Source organism: Pseudomonas sp. GM33 (assembly GCF_000282295.1).
Taxonomy (GTDB): domain Bacteria; phylum Pseudomonadota; class Gammaproteobacteria; order Pseudomonadales; family Pseudomonadaceae; genus Aquipseudomonas; species Aquipseudomonas laurylsulfatiphila.
This window is the reverse complement of sequence record NZ_AKJO01000073.1, coordinates 39,902-57,941: the sequence shown is the minus strand read 5'-3', so window position 1 is coordinate 57,941 and position 18,040 is coordinate 39,902. Positions and strand designations below refer to the sequence as shown.

General features: G+C 61.0%; 17 protein-coding genes. 6 read left to right on the top strand and 11 right to left on the bottom strand.

Translation table 11 applies throughout. From position 1 onward, the window contains the following. Window positions 1-59 precede the first annotated feature (59 nt). Entirely contained in the window at window positions 60-977 is a 918-nt protein-coding gene (yegS, locus tag PMI26_RS18540; protein WP_007973469.1) for a lipid kinase YegS, read from the top strand. Here yegS and PMI26_RS18545 read toward each other — a convergent pair. From PMI26_RS18545 to PMI26_RS18555, 3 genes are all read right to left on the bottom strand, one after another. After that, window positions 961-1,620: a response regulator gene (locus PMI26_RS18545; protein WP_033047726.1), complete on the bottom strand. Its 660-nt coding sequence runs from the start codon at window positions 1,618-1,620 to the stop codon at window positions 961-963. The two genes, yegS and PMI26_RS18545, sit on opposite strands and share 17 nt — an antisense overlap. After that, a complete protein-coding gene (locus PMI26_RS18550; RefSeq protein ID WP_007973467.1) occupies window positions 1,617-2,510 on the bottom strand; it encodes a sensor histidine kinase in 894 nt (297 codons plus the stop codon). The genes PMI26_RS18545 and PMI26_RS18550 overlap by 4 nt, the downstream gene beginning before the upstream one ends. A gap of 447 nt (window positions 2,511-2,957) precedes the next feature. After that, window positions 2,958-3,428 (bottom strand): hypothetical protein, encoded by a 471-nt coding sequence (locus tag PMI26_RS18555; protein ID WP_007973465.1) that lies wholly within the window; start codon window positions 3,426-3,428, stop codon window positions 2,958-2,960. Between the two features lie 460 nt (window positions 3,429-3,888). On the opposite strand from PMI26_RS18555, the gene PMI26_RS18560 reads away from it, so the two are divergent. Continuing rightward, window positions 3,889-4,824 carry a chemotaxis protein CheV gene (locus tag PMI26_RS18560; protein ID WP_007973464.1) on the top strand — a complete coding sequence of 312 codons (936 nt, stop codon included), beginning with the start codon at window positions 3,889-3,891 and terminating at the stop codon, window positions 4,822-4,824. 188 nt (window positions 4,825-5,012) lie between these two features. Then, the gene (locus PMI26_RS18565) at window positions 5,013-5,819 is read left to right on the top strand and encodes an MOSC domain-containing protein (protein WP_007973463.1); all 807 of its coding nucleotides are present in this window, start codon (window positions 5,013-5,015) and stop codon (window positions 5,817-5,819) included. 84 nt (window positions 5,820-5,903) lie between these two features. On the opposite strand, the gene ppnP is transcribed toward PMI26_RS18565, so the two are convergent. From ppnP to PMI26_RS18605, 8 genes are all read right to left on the bottom strand, one after another. After that, window positions 5,904-6,188, bottom strand: coding sequence for a pyrimidine/purine nucleoside phosphorylase (gene ppnP / locus PMI26_RS18570; RefSeq protein WP_007973461.1), 285 nt, complete (start codon window positions 6,186-6,188; stop codon window positions 5,904-5,906). A 69-nt stretch (window positions 6,189-6,257) separates the two neighbouring features. Further along, a complete protein-coding gene (locus PMI26_RS18575; RefSeq protein WP_007973459.1) occupies window positions 6,258-6,800 on the bottom strand; it encodes an exonuclease domain-containing protein in 543 nt (180 codons plus the stop codon). A 70-nt stretch (window positions 6,801-6,870) separates the two neighbouring features. Continuing rightward, entirely contained in the window at window positions 6,871-8,832 is a 1,962-nt protein-coding gene (locus PMI26_RS18580) for an acetyl/propionyl/methylcrotonyl-CoA carboxylase subunit alpha (protein WP_007973457.1), read from the bottom strand. Window positions 8,833-8,943: 111 nt separating this feature from the next. Beyond that, the gene (locus PMI26_RS18585) at window positions 8,944-9,741 is read right to left on the bottom strand and encodes an enoyl-CoA hydratase/isomerase family protein (RefSeq protein WP_007973455.1); all 798 of its coding nucleotides are present in this window, start codon (window positions 9,739-9,741) and stop codon (window positions 8,944-8,946) included. Then, window positions 9,738-10,895 (bottom strand): citronellyl-CoA dehydrogenase, encoded by a 1,158-nt coding sequence (gene atuD, locus PMI26_RS18590; RefSeq protein WP_007973453.1) that lies wholly within the window; start codon window positions 10,893-10,895, stop codon window positions 9,738-9,740. Before atuD ends, PMI26_RS18585 begins: the two co-directional genes overlap by 4 nt. Before the next feature lie 24 nt (window positions 10,896-10,919). After that, a complete protein-coding gene (atuC, locus tag PMI26_RS18595) occupies window positions 10,920-12,536 on the bottom strand; it encodes a geranyl-CoA carboxylase subunit beta (protein ID WP_007973451.1) in 1,617 nt (538 codons plus the stop codon). A 3-nt stretch (window positions 12,537-12,539) separates the two neighbouring features. Beyond that, entirely contained in the window at window positions 12,540-13,409 is an 870-nt protein-coding gene (locus PMI26_RS18600) for an SDR family oxidoreductase (protein ID WP_007973449.1), read from the bottom strand. Between the two features lie 12 nt (window positions 13,410-13,421). Further along, window positions 13,422-15,224: an acyclic terpene utilization AtuA family protein gene (locus tag PMI26_RS18605; RefSeq protein ID WP_007973447.1), complete on the bottom strand. Its 1,803-nt coding sequence runs from the start codon at window positions 15,222-15,224 to the stop codon at window positions 13,422-13,424. 178 nt (window positions 15,225-15,402) lie between these two features. Here PMI26_RS18605 and PMI26_RS18610 point away from each other — a divergent pair, with 178 nt between their 5' ends. From PMI26_RS18610 to PMI26_RS18620, 3 genes are all read left to right on the top strand, one after another. After that, entirely contained in the window at window positions 15,403-16,029 is a 627-nt protein-coding gene (locus PMI26_RS18610; RefSeq protein WP_007973446.1) for a TetR/AcrR family transcriptional regulator, read from the top strand. Window positions 16,030-16,182: 153 nt separating this feature from the next. Next, window positions 16,183-16,941 carry a substrate-binding periplasmic protein gene (locus PMI26_RS18615; RefSeq protein ID WP_007973445.1) on the top strand — a complete coding sequence of 253 codons (759 nt, stop codon included), beginning with the start codon at window positions 16,183-16,185 and terminating at the stop codon, window positions 16,939-16,941. 75 nt (window positions 16,942-17,016) lie between these two features. Further along, window positions 17,017-18,030, top strand: coding sequence for a GNAT family N-acetyltransferase (locus tag PMI26_RS18620; RefSeq protein ID WP_007973444.1), 1,014 nt, complete (start codon window positions 17,017-17,019; stop codon window positions 18,028-18,030). Window positions 18,031-18,040: the final 10 nt, after the last annotated feature.

Sequence of the window (18,040 nt, the reverse complement as noted above, 5' to 3'; positions counted from 1 at the left end):
TTAACGGCGCCTGCGCGGTCAACATCTCCCAGATGCCATCCAAACCGGGGAGTGAAGCAATGAGCGATCGCAAGGCACTGTTGATTCTGCATGGCAAACAGGCACTCAACGAGGCGGTTCGCGCCGCTGTCGAAAGCCGGCGTGAGCAAGGCTGGGAACTGGCTGTTCGATTGACCTGGGAAGCCGGTGATGCGCAGAGACTGGTGGGCGAAGCGTTGGCGGCCGGTTATCGACAGATCATTGCCGGTGGCGGCGATGGCACCTTGCGAGATATCGCCGAGGCCATGGCGGAGCACTCGCAAAAAGCCAGCCTGGTACTGTTGCCGCTGGGCACCGCCAACGATTTTGCGCGTGCGGCGGGCGTACCCCTGCAGCCTGATCAGGCGATGGCGTTGCTGGATACCGCGCCGACCGCCATTGATCTGGGGGAGGTCGACGGGCAGATATTCCTGAACATGGCGACCGGTGGGTTTGGCAGCCATGTCACGGCGAACACCCCGGAGGACTTGAAGAAAATCCTTGGCGGTGCGGCGTACCTGTTCACCGGCCTGTCACGCTTCAATGAGCTGCATACCGCCTACGGTGAGTTGCAGGGACCGGATTTCCACTGGAGCGGCGATCTGCTGGCACTGGGTATCGGCAACGGCCGGCAGGCCGGTGGTGGGCGGGAATTGTGCCCACAGGCCCTGGTCGATGATGGTTTGCTCGACATCAGTATCCTGCCGGCACCGCAGGAGGTGGTCGGTACATTGAAAAACCTGCTGACCGAAGGTTTTGGCATCGACAACATGTTTATCCGTGCGCGCCTGCCCTGGGTCGAGATCAAGGTTTCGGAAGGGTTGTACATCAACCTGGATGGTGAACCGCTGGAAGGAGACAACCTGCGTTTTTCGGTGCGTCCAGCGGCGTTGCTCGTGCATCTGCCTGAGGATTCGCCGCTGCTACGGGCCAGTGAAGTGGCTAGTCATCAAGGCTGATGATGTGTTCACGCACGGCGAACAGCACCAGGCCGGCCACATCGTAGATCTGCAAACGCTTCATGATCTGCGAGCGGTGGGTTTCGACGGTCTTGACACTCAGCCCCAGGCCGTTGGCGATCTCTCGAGTGGATTTGCCGCGAACAATCAACCGCAGGATTTCCAGCTGGCGTGCCGTCAGGTTGTGCGAGTCGGCAGGTTCGGCCTGGTGCTTCTGATTTCGGGTCAGGGCCTGAGTGATCACTGTGTGGGCAATGGCCGGGCTCAGATAGCGCTCGTTGTTGCGCAGGGCGTCCAGCGCGTGTTCGAGTTCGGTCGCCGTGGTGTCCTTGAGCAGGTAGCCGTGGGCGCCGGACTCCAGGGCCTGCATGATGAGGGCCGGGTCGGTGTGCATCGACAGGATCAGGACCTTGCTCTGCGGGCGCACCCGCTTGAGCTGTTGCAAGGCTTCGAGGCCGCCGGTCTGGCGCATCGAAATATCCAGCAGGACAATATCCGGGGACAGATGCCCGACCATTTCGAGCAACTGCGAGCCGTCATTGGCCTCACCGATGACGGCGTAGCCGGGCAGGTCCATTACCAGGGCGCGCACGCCAGCCCTGATCAGCGAGTGGTCATCCACCAGTAGTAAATTACAAGTCAATGCATAACCTTATTCGAACTGGCCCGTTCGAGCGCACGGGGCGCCCAGGGAAATAGAGCTTCGATTTGCGTGCCTTTGCCCGGCTCGCTGATAACGGTCAACGTGCCGCCCAGTTGATCGATCCGTTCCGACATCCCGGCCATACCGCGTTGCCCTTCGCGACCTGGGTCTGTGGCGGGTGCGAAGCCCTGACCATCATCGCTGATCTGCAACCTCAGGCCTTGGGTCTGGCGCTGCAGGCATACCCGCAGGTTTTTGGCCTGGGCATGTCGCAGGATGTTGGTGACCGCTTCCTGGGTAATGCGAAAAGCCGCCACGGCCATTTCCTCCGGTATGCCGGTCAGGCGTTGCTGGCATTCCAGGCTCCAGTGCACCGGGGTGTTGGCCAGGGTCTTGAGCAGGTGTGCCCGCAGACTGGCTTCCAGCCCGAGGCTGGTCAACTGTCGTGGATTGAGAATGGCGGATACGTCACGAACTTTGGCCAGGGTTTCTTCCAGCGTGTCGCACAGGACCGTGCATTGTCCCTGGAGCTCTTCGGGCATCCGGCGTTTGAGCCAGTCACTTTGCAATTTTGCGGCGGTCAGCAATTGACCGATGTCGTCATGCAGTTCGCGGCTCAGTCGGTGACGCTCGTTTTCCTGGACCTGCAACAGCCGGTCGGCCAGCTCCTGAGGCTGGAATTTGATCGACTTGCGTGAGAGGCAGTACTGCACGGCAACACTGGTCAGCGCTGCAATGTTGAGCACCAGCAATGACAGGGGCAACGGAATGGACAATCCATGGACCAGCAAACTGCCGAGGGTCGAGCAGGCGCATAGCAACAGCGTGAATCTGCGGGCATTTTCCCGGGAGGGCGGCCACTTGGCGATTGACTTGAGGCTGGCGTACATAGCGGATGGAGCCAATGGATGTTCGCTGCGGGCTGACCGGTCATGCTGGCTGACAGGCCCCTGTTTTTTATGTGGAGCGCCGACGAGTTCGACTGCGATCACACAGCCATAAATTGGCGTCAACTAACAGGCGGCATAGTAGCACTTAAGATACCGTTGGTCGCGTCCGTATACATGTCCGAAAAGTCAGGAATCCAGTCGTTTAGAAGATGCTTCCATAATGGGGCAAGTTGGCTGTTGCCGCGGCAAAATGCCGATAGCCCCGGGGAGTTGCTGTTGATACCAGGCAATACCTGATCAAGGCGGGTGCGCAATGTCGATGGACAATAATGATTGTTTTAAAAATGTCGCTTATAGCTATGAATTATTCATTTGCGACATATGCGCACTCAAGTAACAGTGCGGTACTGATAACCAAACCACGCCATACGGCATAGTTGGATCAGTTCAAGCCCGTCGTTCCGAATAGGGCACGAGGGTGAGCGGTCTGGAGTTGACTGGTGGCTGAAACCGGCTTTGCCCGACCTGGAAGGCAAAGGCTTCGATAAGGGTGGCCTGCTCGCTGTCGTCGAGGCTGAGCTGCCCGGTGGTCTGGTCGATGAGTTCGAGTTGCCAGGCAATCAGGGTCAGACAGTCTTTCAGGGCGCTCAGCGCCTCGTCGTGCAGGCTCATGGTGTGCTGCGCGTGGTTCAGTAACCCATGAATATGCAGCGAAAACTCAGACACGGCCGCCAACGCCAGGGCATCGGCCTTGTTGGCCAGCTTGAGCAGCGTGCTCAGCATGCAGTCGATAGCGTCCTTGTCATTGCTGATCAACTGCAGATGGCTCAGGCATTCCTCGGTCTTGGCCAGGAGTGTTTCAGCCTCGACGAGAAACTCCGGGAGCCGCTGGGCCCACTCTTTACGGTCGTTCGGCATACTTATCTCCACAACGTCATGTCAAATGAGGGGATAGCGTGTGTGTCGACGAGGGCGTTCGGAACCCCGGCATTGCCGAGTCGTCGGGTGAACGAACGGCGGCTGGCCCGGAGACAGGCTGGGAAACCGAGAAGGTGGTTGGCCACTGGCTTGCGATCGCACACAAAAGCCTGACTCCGTTCATGCAATGAGAATGGCGTCACATTAATGGCTATTGGATATTGCGAATATCAGGTTGCACCTGATTGTTGATAGGGGAATCCCTTACGCAGCGGAACCTTTCGCAAGAACCGGGGTCGCGGCGCAGAAGTGCAGCAGATGTAATCACGCCGCCAGTAAAGCATGATGTTAATGTGACATCAATGCCTGTGCGTGGCATTTTAGAGAGGGTCAAGCTTCGGCGAAAACAGCCGATAACCTTCTCTAAGTGAATTCATCCGAATAAGACCAGGAGTCATTGATGGCCGGCATTCTCGACACGGTAGACCAACGCACGCAACTGGTGGGTGAGAATCGCCTGGAAATTCTCATGTTCCGGCTCGCCGGACGGCAATTGTTCGCGATCAACGTCTTTAAAGTACAGGAAGTCCTGCAGTTGCCAAAGCTGACGCTGATGCCGCAGCGCCATCCTTTTGTCTGCGGCGTGGTCAATCTGCGCGGCCAGACCCTGCCGGTGATCGACCTGTCCCAGGCCATCGGCATGCGTCCGTTGGTGCCGGGGCCTGGCAGCACGATTATCGTCACCGAATACAACCGTTCGGTGCAGGCCTTCCTGGTCGGTGGCGTGGACCGGATCGTCAACATGAACTGGGAAGCCATCCTGCCGCCACCGAGCAGTGCCGGTCGCCAGCACTACCTGACGGCCATCAGCAAGGTCGATGATCAACTGGTGGAAATCATCGACGTCGAAAAGGTCCTGGCCGAAATTGTCCCGTACAACGCCAAGGTCTCCCGTGACAAGCTCGAAGATCCAGTACTGGAACGCGCCCGTGGCCGTGAGGTGCTGCTGGTGGATGACTCGAACGTGGCCCTGGCGCAATTGCGCGATACCCTGGGACAGCTGGGCGTGAAGATGCACATCGCCAGCGACGGATTGAAGGCCTTGAACATGCTCAAGGCGTGGGCCGACACCGGCGTGGACATGACCGAGAAACTGCTGATGGTCTTCACCGATGCGGAAATGCCGGAAATGGATGGCTATCGCCTGACCACCGAAATTCGCAACGATCCGCGTCTGCGTGGCTTGTACGTGGTGCTGCATACCTCTTTGTCCGGCAGCTTCAACGATTCGATGGTGAAAAAGGTCGGCTGCGACAATTTCCTCTCCAAATTCCAGCCGGACAAACTCGTCGACGTGGTACGTCAGCGTCTGATGCTTGACGAAGTACCGGCCTGAGCGGGTCTGCACAACTGTGGGAGCGGGCTTGCTCGCGAAGTGGGAGTGTCAGTCGATGACTGTGCCAACTGTCACACCGCTTTCGCGAGCAAGCCCGCTCCCACAAGGGTTGTGGTGTTTGGTTGTCAGTCTTTGATTCGATCATCAAGCTCGTATAGGGTGGCGTTTTGCCTAAAAGGGAGCTGGCCATGTTGCGTCTGAGCGCGCTGTATCGTTATCCGTTGAAGTCCGCCAAGGGCGAGACGCTGCAACAGATCGGTCTCGATAAACTGGGTCTGGACGGCGATCGCCGCTGGATGCTGGTGGATGAAGCCAGCGGTCGTTTCCTGACCCAGCGTGCGGTGGCGCAGATGAGCCAGTTGTCGGCGTTGTGGAATGCCGAAGGCGGCTTGACCCTCCGTGCGCCGGGCCATTCGCCGATCGACATTGCCTTGCCTGGTAGCGATGCAGAACTGCGTGGCGTGACGATCTGGCGCGATACCTTGCGGGTCCCCGATGCAGGCGATGCAGCTGGAGCCTGGGTCAGCGAATTTATTGGTAAACCGACACGTCTGGTGCAAGTGCCGCTGGATCGGGCGCGGATGACGGAGGCGGGCTACGGCAAGGATGACGACCAGGTGGCGTTCGCCGATGGCTATCCGCTGTTGCTGATCGGCCAGGCCTCTCTCGAGGACTTGTCGAAACGGGTCGGACGTCCGTTGGAGATGCTGCGTTTCCGGCCCAACCTGGTGATCGAAGGCAGTGAAGCCTTCGCCGAGGACGGCTGGAAGCGTATCCGCATCGGCGATGTCGAGTTCCGCGTGGTCAAGTCCTGCTCACGTTGCATCCTGACCACCATCGACCCGCAAACCGGCGAGCGCAGCGACGACCGCGAACCCCTGGCAACCTTGCAGAAATACCGTTCGCAGGCGGACGGCGCGATGTTTGGCCAGAACCTGGTGAACGACGGCAACGGTCGACTCGAGGTCGGCATGCCGGTGGAGATCCTCGAATAATTTTGCGCAGAGCAAAAAATGCCCGTGTCGAAAAACACGGGCATTTTTATTGCGCTGACCTTTATTTCGGCAAAGCCTGCGGGTTTAGCCGCGGTATTCACACAGGTAAGCGGTGTCGACGGCCACTTTCAACTGAAACTTGCTGTTGGCCGGCACGTTGAACTGGCTGCCGGCGGCGAAGGTTTCCCAGTCGTTGCTGTCTGGCAGTTTGACGGTCAATGCGCCGCTGACCACGTGCATGATTTCACGCTGGCTGGTGCCGAATTCGTATTCGCCCGGAGCCATGACGCCGATGGTCGCTGGACCTTCTGCGGTGCCAAAGGCGATCGACTTGACGGTGCCGTCGAAGTACTCGTTGACTTTAAACATGGGCGATTCCTCGAAAAGGGCTAAAAAGGGCCGGCCAGTATGCACAAGGCCCTGAGTGTCGTCACCTGTCTAAAGCGGAAGAACCAGTGGCAGCAGGCGTGCGGTATTGCGCGCATCTTCCAGCGCCCGGTGTTGCTGGCCGGTGAACTGCAGTCCGGCCAGTTGCAGGGCGCCGTTGAGCCCCAGCGGGCGTTCCAGGCGCCTGGCCTTGGCAAAGCGCTGTTTGAGGTTCATATGGGGCACGTTGGCCAGCACACTGGCGAGCCCCAGCCGCTGCCATTCCTGAAGCAGCTGTTTGCGATCGTAGTCGCCCCAGCTGACCCAGCCTTCAAGTCGCGTGTGGTGATGGCCGAGCCAGCGTTCAAATGCCGGCCAGACTTCGCCCAGCGGTTGCGCCGCATCGATGTTGGCTTGGGTGATGTGCGTCAGCTCGCGGCAAAACGGCGTCAGCAACGGCCGCCGCAAGGGGCGGACGAAGCGCTGGAACTGGTCCAGTTCGCGTCCCTTGCGGTCCACCAGGGTGGCGCCGATTTCAATGATTTCCATATCCGTTACGGGCCATCCACCCTCATCGGTGGTGGCCTCCAGATCAATGACCAGCCAATGAGGCATTGCAGGGTTCCTGGTATCCGCGTCCTGTAGGGTTTGAGCGTAGCCAAACCCGGCGGTTCCGCCTAGCGCCTTATTCGACCTCCAACAGTATCTGCCGGTTTTTCACCTGATCCCCGACTTTGACCTGCAAGCGTTTCAGGACACCGTCGATACCTGATTTCAAGGGGTGCTCCATTTTCATCGCTTCCAGTACCACTAGCAGCTGACCCTTGGTGACCGGGCTGCCCTCATTGACCAGGACGTCGACAATCGCACCGTCCATCGGGGCCTTGAGGGTGCCGCAACTGACACTGGCCCGGCTGGAAACCTGTGCCTGAGTGCGATCGGCAAACTGCAGGCTGCCCGGCCGGCTGAACAACCAGAGTTGGCCTGTCTCCAGGCGATAGGCGTGGCGCTGGCGGATGCCATCGATTTCGAGGGTGGCCCAGCGTCCGTCGCAGTGGAGGACCTTCAGCTCGAGGCAGCGTTCGGCGACCTGAATGCGCAATGGTTCACCCGGGATTGCCTGCAACGTCACCACCCAGTCCTGATCCTCAAGGCCGATGCGATAGTGCAGGGGCACGCTGGCATTGTTGCGCCAACCGCCCAGCGGGGCGGGATGAGCCTGTGCCGAATCTTGATAGAAGAGGGCGGTTGCGATGGCCAGGTGTTGCGCGTCCGGGGCATGAGACTGCAGACAGGCAGGGTCGGCAAAGTGCTGGGCGATGAACCCGGTACTGAAGTCACCGCTGGCGAACTGCGGGTGCTCCAGCAGGCTGGCGAGCAAACGCTGATTGCTTTGCACCCCCAGCAGCACGCTGTCTTGTACCGCTCGCAGCAATTTGCGCCGGGCCTCCTCGCGGGTGGCGCCGTGGGCGATGAGCTTGCCGAGCATCGGGTCGTAGAAGGGACTGATGAGCTGACCTTCGATCAGGCCGTGGTCGATCCGCACGCCCTCCTGCATTCCCGGTTCCCAGGCAACGACGCGACCGGTTTGCGGCAGGAAACCCTGGGTCGGGTCTTCGGCATACAGGCGCACTTCCATGGCGTGGCCCGTGAGTTGCACCTGTTCCTGGCGCAAGGGCAGTGGTTGCCCTTCGGCGATGTTCAGTTGCCAGGCCACCAGGTCCAGCCCGGTGATCAATTCGGTCACCGGGTGCTCGACTTGCAGTCGGGTGTTCATCTCCAGGAAATAGAACTGCCCGCGGGCATCCAGCAGAAACTCCACGGTGCCCGCGCCGACGTAATGTACTGCCCGGCCGGCCTTGAGCGCTGCTTCGCCCATGGCCTGCCGCAGTTCAGTCGTCATCACCGGGCAGGGGGCTTCCTCGATGACTTTCTGGTGCCGGCGCTGCACCGAACAATCGCGCTCGCCGAGGTAAATCAGGTTGCCATGCCGGTCACCGAACAGCTGAATCTCGACATGACGGGGTTCGATCAATGCCTGTTCGAGAATCAGTTCGTCGCTGCCAAATCCGTTCAGGGCCTCGGAGCGCGCCGTGCGAATCTGTTCCAGCAGGTTGCCGGCTTCGTGCACCAGGCGCATGCCGCGTCCACCGCCGCCAGCGCTGGCCTTGATCATCAACGGATAGCCGATGCGCGCGGCTTCGCGGCTCAGGGTGGCGTCGTCCTGTTCGGCGCCTTGATAGCCTTTAATGCAGGGCACACCGGCTTCGATCATGGCGATCTTCGACAGGCGCTTGCTGCCCATCAGTTCGATGGCCTCGGGGCTGGGGCCGATGAAGGTGATGCCGGCATCCTGGCAGGCGCGGGCAAACCCGGCGTTTTCCGAGAGGAAACCGTAGCCCGGATGGACCGCATCCGCGCCCGTGCGCCGGGCGGCGTCGAGGATGGCCGGGATGTTCAAATAAGACTGTTGCACCGCGGCCGGACCGATGTTGACTGCCTCGTCGGCCATCTGCACGTGCAAGGCATCGGCGTCGGCATCGCTGAACACGGCGACCGTGCGATAGCCCAGCGCCTGGGCCGTGCGCTGGATGCGGCAGGCGATTTCACCGCGGTTGGCGATGAGGATTTTCTTGAGTCCGGGCATGGGAGGTGTCTCTCAGGTTGTGCGGTGTTTGTTCGGGCCTCTTCGCGAGCAAGCCCGCTCCCACATTTGAAATGCATTCCAGTGTGGGAGCTGGCTTGCCAGCGAAGCTTTTCAGGAGGCCCAACCCGGTTTGCGTTTTTGCACGAAGGCCATCGTTCCCTCGACGCCTTCTGCTCCGGTCACCGCTTCGCTGAACCATTCGGCAGCCTGATCCAGCAGGGCATCCGACGGTTGTCCGGCACTGGCCAGCAAGAGTTTCTTGGTAGCCGCATTCGCCCCTGGCGCACAACACAAGACATGGGCCAACACCTCATCGAGACGCTCGGCCAGGGCTTGCGGATCATGCTCGACAAAATGCACCAGCCCCATGCGCCGTGCTTGGTTGCCATCAAACCGGGCCGCGGTCAGGGCCAGTCGCCGGGTCTCGGTCAGGCCGATGCGCTGGACCACGAATGGCGCGATCTGCGCCGGCAGCAGACCCAGGCTGGTTTCCGGCAGGCCGAATTGCGCCTGGTGATCAGCCAGGGCGATATCGCTGACGCAGGCCAGGCCGAGACCACCGCCGAGTACCGCGCCTTGCAGCACCGTGATCACCACTTGCGGTGCGTGTTGCACCTCTTGCAGCAACGCGCCGAACACCCGGTTCAGGTCCCGGTGCGCAGTGGGGCCCTGAGCGCGGGCGTTGGCCATGTCCTTGATGTCGCCGCCAGCACAGAAGTGCCCGCCGACGCCACCGATCACCAGCGCGCGAACCCCTGGTTTATCGCGTACCGCCGCCAGCACCGCGCGCAACTCGGCGACCATTTGCAAGCTCATCGCATTGCGGCATTCCGGGCGGTTGAGGGTGACGTGCAACACGCCGTTGTGCAGTTCCAGCAGCAAGGTCTGGCAAACCGGCAGGTTGTTCATTTCTTTTTCCCCGGCAGGATGCCCATCAATTTGCAGATGATCCCCAACATGATTTCGTCGGCGCCGCCGCCAATCGACACCAGCCGCACATCGCGGTAAGCACGGGCCACCGGGTTGTCCCACATGAAGCCCATGCCACCCCAATATTGCAGGCAGCTGTCGCTGACTTCGCGGCCCAGCCGCCCGGCCTTGAGCTTGGCCATCGAGGCCAGGCGCGTGACGTCCTGGCCTTTGACGTATTGCTCGGTGGCCTGATAGACCAGCGCCCGCAGGCATTCGATTTCGGTTTGCAGCTCCGCGAGACGGAAGTGGATGACCTGATTGTCGATCAGCGCATTACCGAAGGTTTTGCGCTCCTTGCAGTATTCGATGGTGCTGTCGACGCAATATTCCAGGCCTTTGATCATGTTGGCCGCGCCGAACAGGCGCTCCTCCTGGAACTGCAGCATCTGCATCATGAACCCCGCGCCTTCATGACCGATGCGGTTGCGCTGCGGTACGCGCACGTTGTCGAAAAACACCTGGGCGGTTTCCGAACTGCGCATGCCGAGCTTGTCCAGGTGCGAGCTCAAGCTGATGCCCGGAGTCTTCATCGGCACCATGATCAGCGACTTGTTGATGTGCGGCTTGTCGTCCGACGTATTGGCCAGCAGGCAGATGAAGTCGGCGCTCGGCGAGTTGGTGATCCACATCTTGCTGCCGTTGATCACGTAGTCGTCGCCGTCCTTGCGTGCGGTGGTTTTCAACCCGGCGACGTCAGAGCCGGCACCGACTTCGGAAACACCGATGCAACCGACCTGCTCGCCGCTGATGGCCGGGCGCAGGAATTCCTCGCGCAGCTCATCGGAGCCGAAACGGGCCAGTGCCGGCGTGCACATGTCGGTCTGCACGCCGATGGACATCGGGATGCCGCCGCAATGAATGGTGCCGAATTCTTCGGCGGCGACGATCGAATAGCTGTAGTCGAGCCCCATGCCGCCGAATTTTTCCGGCTTGGATATCCCCAGCAAGCCGAGATCGCCGGCCTTGCGGAAGATGTCGTGGATGGGGAAGCGCCCGGCCTTTTCCCATTCCTCGACGTGCGGGTTGATCTCGTGCTCGACGAATTGGCGTACGGTGCGGCGCAGTGCTTCGTGTTCCTGGGTGAAGATCATTTTTATTGTTCTCCTTGAGCCGGCCTAGAGCCGGGCTACGCCAAAACTGTTGGCTTGCAATGGCCGCACCTCGGCCTCGTGACAGATATCCAGCAAGTAACCGAGCAAGGTCCGGGTATCACGCGGGTCGATCAAACCGTCGTCCCACAGATTGGCGCTGCCGTAGAGCGCCGTGGACTGGCTGTCGAGTTTCTGCGCGGTGACCTGTTCGAGCATGTCGAGCATTTTCGGATCGGGCACCAGGCCGTCCTTGGCCTGTTTGGCCTCGGTGACGATGCGCAGCACCTTGCCCGCTTGTGCGCCGCCCATCACGGCGGTGCGGCTGTTGGGCCAGGCGAAGATGAAGCGCGGGTCGAGACCGCGTCCACACATTGCATAGTTGCCGGCACCGTAGGAACCGCCGACGACTATGGTCAGCTTCGGCACCCGGGCGTTGGCCACCGCTTGAATCATTTTCGCGCCGTGTTTGATCACGCCCTGCTGTTCGGATTCGGTGCCGACCATGAACCCGGTGGTGTTGTGGAAAAACAGCAACGGCGTCTGGCTCTGGTCGCACAGCTGGATGAACTGCGCGGCCTTGCTCGCACCCTTGGGCGTGATCGGGCCGTTGTTGCCGATGAAGCCACAGGCGCGTCCCTGAACTTTCAGGTGACCGCAGACGGTCTGCTGATCGAACTCGCCCTTGAACTCGAGAAAGTTCGAAGCGTCGGCAATCCTGGCGATGATTTCGCGTACGTCGTAGGGCTTTTTCGGGTCATCCGGGATCAGGCCGAGCAGTTCGTCGATGGGGTACAGCGGCTCCTCCCAGCGTCGATCGGGGAGTGGTGGCAGCTGCTCGTTCCACGGCAGCAGGCTGACAATCTCGCGTACCTGACGCACACCGTCGGCATCGTTTTCAGCCAGGTATTCGGCGGTACCGGCAGTTTGTGCGTGCATCTCGGCGCCACCCAGTTCTTCATCGGTCGCGACTTCGCCGGTGGCGGCCTTGAGCAGGGGCGGCCCGGCGAGAAACAGCTTGGCCTTGCCGCGCACCACCACCACGTAGTCCGACAAACCCGGCTGATAGGCACCGCCCGCCGTGGCCGAGCCGTGCACCACAGTCACCTGCGGCAAACCCATGGCCGACATCCGCGCCTGATTGGCAAAGCTGCGCGCGCCTTCGACGAAAATCTCCGCCGCGTAATTGAGGTTGGCGCCGCCGCTTTCGGCGAGGGTGATCACCGGCAGTTTGTTTTCCATGGCGATCTGTTGCAGGCGCAGGGATTTCTTCAAGCCGCTGGGGGAGATGGTCCCGCCCCTGATTGCGCTGTTGTTCGCCACCACCAGCACGCGCACGCCAGACACATAGCCGATACCGGCAATCAGGCCGCCACCGGCAGAGCTGCCGTCCTTGTCGTCGTGCAGCTTGTAGCCGGCCAGGCTCGCCAGTTCGAGAAACGGCGCGCCGGGATCCAGCAGCAGATTGAGGCGCTCGCGGGGCAATAACTGACCGCGTTTTTCAAACCTGGGTTTGGCTTCGGCGGCCTTGTCCAGCAGGTTCTGTTCGAGCACGCGGACTTGTTCGATGGCGCTCAGCATTGCCTTGCGGTTCTGGGCGAACGGCTCGCTGTGGGGATCGAGTTGCGACTGAATCACCGGCATGGGTTATTCCTTGTCCTTCAACACGTCGGGTATGTAGGCGCGGTGGAAACCGTTGTACGACTCGCTGTTGGTCGCCTTGTGGATCGGCCAGGCGCGCCCGCCGAGGCTGGCGGCGCCATCGATGCGCAGGGTGCTGCCGCTGACGAACGCCGCAGCCGGGCTGAGCAGGAAAACGATCGCCGCGCTGACTTCCGATTCGGTGCCGATGCGCTTGAGCGGTACGTGTTCGCGCAACGTCGGGATCACGGCCTTGAAGGCGCCTTCGTAGGTGTCCATGCCGCTGGAGGCAACCCAGCCCGGCGCCACGGCGTTGACCCGCACGCCGGCATGACCCCATTCGTACGCGGCGGTCTTGGTCAGGTTGTCCATGCCCGAACGTGCCGCGCCGGAGTGGCCCATGCCGGGCATGCCGCCCCACATGTCGGCGAGCATGTTGACGATGGCGCCACCGTGCTGGCTCATGGACTGGTTGAACACTTCCCGGGCCATCAGGAAGCCGCCCACCAGATTGGTGCGCATCACGGTTTCGAAACCCTTCTGATTGATCGAGGCCAAGGGCGACGGGTACTGCCCGCCGGCATTGTTGACCAGGCCATGGATCGGTCCATGCTTGCGAATGAGCTCGCTGACCAGATGCGTCACCGCTTCTTCCTCGCGGATATCGCAAACGGCCCAGTCGGCCTTGCCACCGTCTTCGGCGATCTCTGCCGCAACGGTTTTGAGCTTGTCGGCCTTGCGCCCGACCAGCAACACATGGGCGCCGAGGGCCGCCAGTTCGTGGGCGGTGCAGCGGCCGATGCCGCTGCCGCCACCGGTGACGATGATGTTTTGGCCGGCAAACAAATCGGCTTTGAAAATCGAATCGTAGGCCATGGCGGCATTCCTCTAGTTGAACTGGTCGGCGATGCGCTGCGGCACCGGGATCTGGATTTCCAGCAGTTGCTGGGCGAAGGCCTTGCCTTGCGGGTCGATGCGCAGGCTGGCGACACCGCCGCCGCCGAGGGCGTTTTCCAGCAGGAAATTCAGGCTGTGGCTGACGGGCAAGTACCAGCGTTCGACCCGCCCGTGGAGGGGATCGAGGACGTGGCCCATCCAGTCGACGATCACTTCCGGGGTCAGGGCTTCGGCGATCCATGGCAGGAATTCGGGATCGCGCGCCATGACGCCGATGTTGCTGTGGTTGCCTTTGTCGCCGGAGCGGGCGACCGCCAGCTTGACCAGGGCCACGCTGGCGTCGGCCTGGCCAGTCGGCTTCGGCGCAACGAACGGGGCTGGCAGGTCCAGCGGGTCGAGCGTATCGAGGGCGGGCAGGGCACAGGGGTGGCGCCGGCCCATGAAATCAATGTCCAGCGTGCAGGCGGTTTTGTCGATGAGGAACGAGAACAGTCGGATCAGCGGATACACCGTCGGACGACCACCGACAATGCCGGTCAGCCCTGGCGCCATGCCGGTGGCGGCCTGGGCAATCTCCCGGGAGAACAGGATCAAGGCCTGCTTGTCCGGATGGCGCACGGCGAGTTTGATCACCACTTCGCGGCTGTCCTGCCGCTGGCCGTGGGGGCCATAGGTGGCCTCGCTGCCCAGCAACTCGATATTCACCTCGCTGTACGGCGCCCAGCCGCGCTGGCTGAACATTTCCGAGGTCTTATTGATGATCGCCGCGCTGACCCGCCGCGCCTTGTCGACGGCATCGATGCCGGCAATCAGGCAACTGGCGGTACAGCGAAAACCATCGGGATACGTGGCGCTGACCTTGTATTGAGCCGTCGGCGGCAGGCCTTTGGCGCCGTGCACCTGCACCGCGTTCTTGCCTTGTTGCAGCAGTTTGACCTGAGTGAAGTCGCACACCACGTCGGGCAGCAGATACGCGCGCGGATCACCGATTTCATAGAGCATCTGTTCGCCCACCGTCAGCGGTGTGACCAGCCCGCCGGTACCTTGCGGTTTGCTGACGATGAACTGGCTGTCGGCGCTGACTTCAACGATGGGAAAACCGATGTGTTCGTAGTCGGGCACGTCGCGCCAATCGGTGAAGTTGCCGCCCGTGCACTGGGCGCCGCATTCGATGATGTGCCCGGCCAATGCGGCCTGCGCGAGCTTGTCGTAGTCGTGCCACGACCAGCCGAACTCATGCACCAGCGCGGCGCTGACCACCGCACTGTCGACCACGCGCCCGGTGATGACGATGTCCGCGCCCAGACGCAGGGCTTCGACAATGCCGGGTGCGCCGAGGTAGGCATTGGTCGAGACGCACCTCGATGGCAGGGGCGCATCGCTGAACATTTCATGAATGCCTTGGCTGGCCAGCTGTTTGAATTGCGGTTGCAAGTCATCACCCAGCAGCACGGCGATTTTCAACGCCACCCCGGCCTTGTCACAGGCCGCTTGCAGGGCGGCGGCGCAGGCTTGGGGATTGACCCCGCCGGCATTGCTGATGACCCGGATGTTGTGCTGCGCGAGCTGCGGCAGCAAGGGCGCGAGCACTTCGATGAAGTCACCCGCATACCCGGCCTGGGGATCTTTCATCCGTGCGCCGGCCATGATCGACAGGGTGATCTCGGCCAGGTAGTCGAAGACCAGATAGTCCAGATGCCCGTGTTCCACCAGTTGCGCGGCAGCGGTCGAGGTATCGCCCCAGAAGGCGCTGGCGCAACCGATGCGAATTGATTTTGGCGCAGTCCGTTCCATAGCCACCTCCAACCCAAGTGCGTCCGACATTACCAAGCAAGCGCTTGGTTTGTAAATGACTGGGTTATCTTCTGCCAAGCGCTTGCTTGGTTGCATCCATGAGCTTAAATTGCCCGCGCAACCCCGTTGTTTTCGGGGTGATCGGCGTTATTGATTGATCGACTGTAGGAGAGAACGGGTGGACGAGCAAAAAGCCCTGAGGGTCATGCGTGAATTGGTGGACGACGGCCAATTGACCGACCCGGACAGCGCCCGTGGCAAGCTGCTGCAAGTGGCGGCCCACCTGTTCCGCAATAAAGGCTACGAGCGCACCACCGTGCGCGATCTGGCCGGTGCCGTGGGCATTCAGTCCGGGAGTATTTTCCATCACTTCAAAAGCAAGGACGAAATCCTGCGCGCGGTGATGGAGGAAACCATCCGCTACAACACCGCGTTGATGCGTGCGGCCATCGCCGAGGCCGGCAATGTGCGCGAACGGGTGCTGGCGCTGATCCGCTGCGAATTGCAGTCGATCATGGGCGGCAGCGGCGAGGCAATGGCCGTGCTGGTCTACGAATGGCGCTCGCTGTCCGAAGAGGGCCAGGCCAAGGTCCTGGCGCTGCGCGAAATCTACGAAGACATCTGGCTGCAAGTACTGGGCGAAGCCAAGAGCGCCGGGTTTATCCGCGGCGATGTGTTCATTACCCGCCGCTTCCTGACCGGCGCATTGTCATGGACCACCACCTGGTTTCGCGCCGGCGGTAGCATGAGCCTTGATCAGTTGGCCGATGAAGCGTTGATTCTGGTGCTGGAAGACCGGCAATAAAGTTGTGTTGCCCGGCATTAAACTGGCTAACTTGTAGAAAACGCCTAGCTTGAAGGCATTGATGCCGTTTTATTGGGGAGTGAGCTTGTTTTGAGGGGGTCGCCAATTCGGACAGCTTCGCGGCTTTTGCTCGCGACGCTTGCGGCGTTAACGATGCTGCCATCCCAGGCTGCGCAACTGGTGCGCATTGGTGCCGCGCATTTTCCGCCCTACACCGTGCGCCCGGAATCCGGGGCCGATACCGGGTTGCTGCCGCAACTGGTCGAGGCCCTGAACGCAGCGCAAAGTGACTATCAGTTTGTCCTGGTGCCCACGTCCATTCCACGGCGTTTCGGTGACTTGAAGCAGGGCCGGGTCGACATGGCCATCTTCGAAAATCCGGCCTGGGGTTGGGTAGACATTCCCCATACCGCCGTCGACATGGGGCTGGAAGACGCCGAGATTTTTGTCGCGCAACGCCTGCCCGATCGGCAGCAAAGCTATTTTGCCGACCTGAGCGGCAAGCGCCTGGCACTCTTCAGCGGTTATCACTACGAGTTCGCCAACTTCAATGCCGAGCCCCAGTACCTGCAAAAAAACTACAACGCCACGCTGACCTATTCCCATGACAGCAATCTGCTGATGGTGTTACGCGGTCGCGCCGACATCGCCCTGGTCACGCGCTCTTACCTGAACGACTATTTTTTGCGCAATCCGAATGTCGCCAAGGAGTTGTTGGCGTCCGATCGCATCGATCAGGTCTATCACCATTACGCCATCCTGCGCCCGGCGGCCCCCATCAGCGGCGAAGCCTTCGGCAAGTTGTTGCAGGGCTTGCGCGACAGTGGCCAGATGTTGAGGATTTTCGATCCGTACAAGATTGCGGTGGTGCCGGTGCCGCACAACGAACCGCTACCTCACGTCGTCAATTGACGTTCTTTTCCTAAATTTCCCGCCGTGGCTGACGTCACCTCGTTGAACTGTCGACGATTATCTTGAGCCCGCCCCATGTCCAATCTGAATGACCTGATTGCCCTGTGCCTGCCGACCGGCAGTCGTCTTGCCGCTGATGAAACGCAAGGCCGCCTGAGCCTCAGCCTGGAAGGGCAGCCCTTGCTCACCCTGCGGCTCAATCGTGGCCCCGAGTTGCACGTGCAATTGCTGGAGCGCTTCAGTCACCCCGAAGGGCAAGCGATATGGGCGGCCTGTTACTGGCTGTTCGCCCGCGATCCCGACTGTCAGCGTCTGGTCTGGCAACTGCAAGAGGTGCCGCACGAAGCTGTGCTCAGTGGTTTGCTGATTCCGACTCCCTTCAATGGCCAGTATTGCTGCGAGCGCACCTTGTTCTGGCAGTTGCCGCAGCCATGGCTGGGGCACTCCCTGACCGGCAGCTACCCACAGCAAATGGTCATCACCGGCGGCAAGCGTCATCCGCTGCGAGCAGTGAAACCCCGGGGTGAGGTGTATCGACGATTCGATGCGCGGCTGGGCGCCTGGATTTCCCTGCGTACCCTGGAAATCGAGCAGGACCTGGCGCGTTTCAATCATTGGCAGAACAGTCCGCGCGTCGCCAGCTTCTGGCAGGAGCAGGGCAGCCTCGAACAGCATCGCCAATACCTGAGCAAACTCGAGACCGATCCGCACACCCTGACGCTGATCGGGTGTTTCGACGATCAGCCGTTCGCTTACTTCGAAGCCTACTGGGCCAAGGAGGATCGCATCGCACCTTTCTATGATGCCGGCGATTACGACCGTGGCATTCACATGCTGGTGGGTGAGGAAAGCCATCGCGGGCCGCACAAGGTGGCGAGCTGGTTATCGGCGCTGGTGCATTACCTGTTTCTCGATGATCCGCGCACGCAGCGCGTAGTGGCGGAGCCGCGTGCCGATAATGCGAAGATGATCGGGTACATGCACAACCAGTGCTTTCACTGCGAGAAGGAGTTCGACTTCCCGCACAAACGCGCGGCCTTGATGGTATTGGGGCGTGAGCGGTTTTTCGATCGGTGCGCACTGGCTTGATAGGTACGGC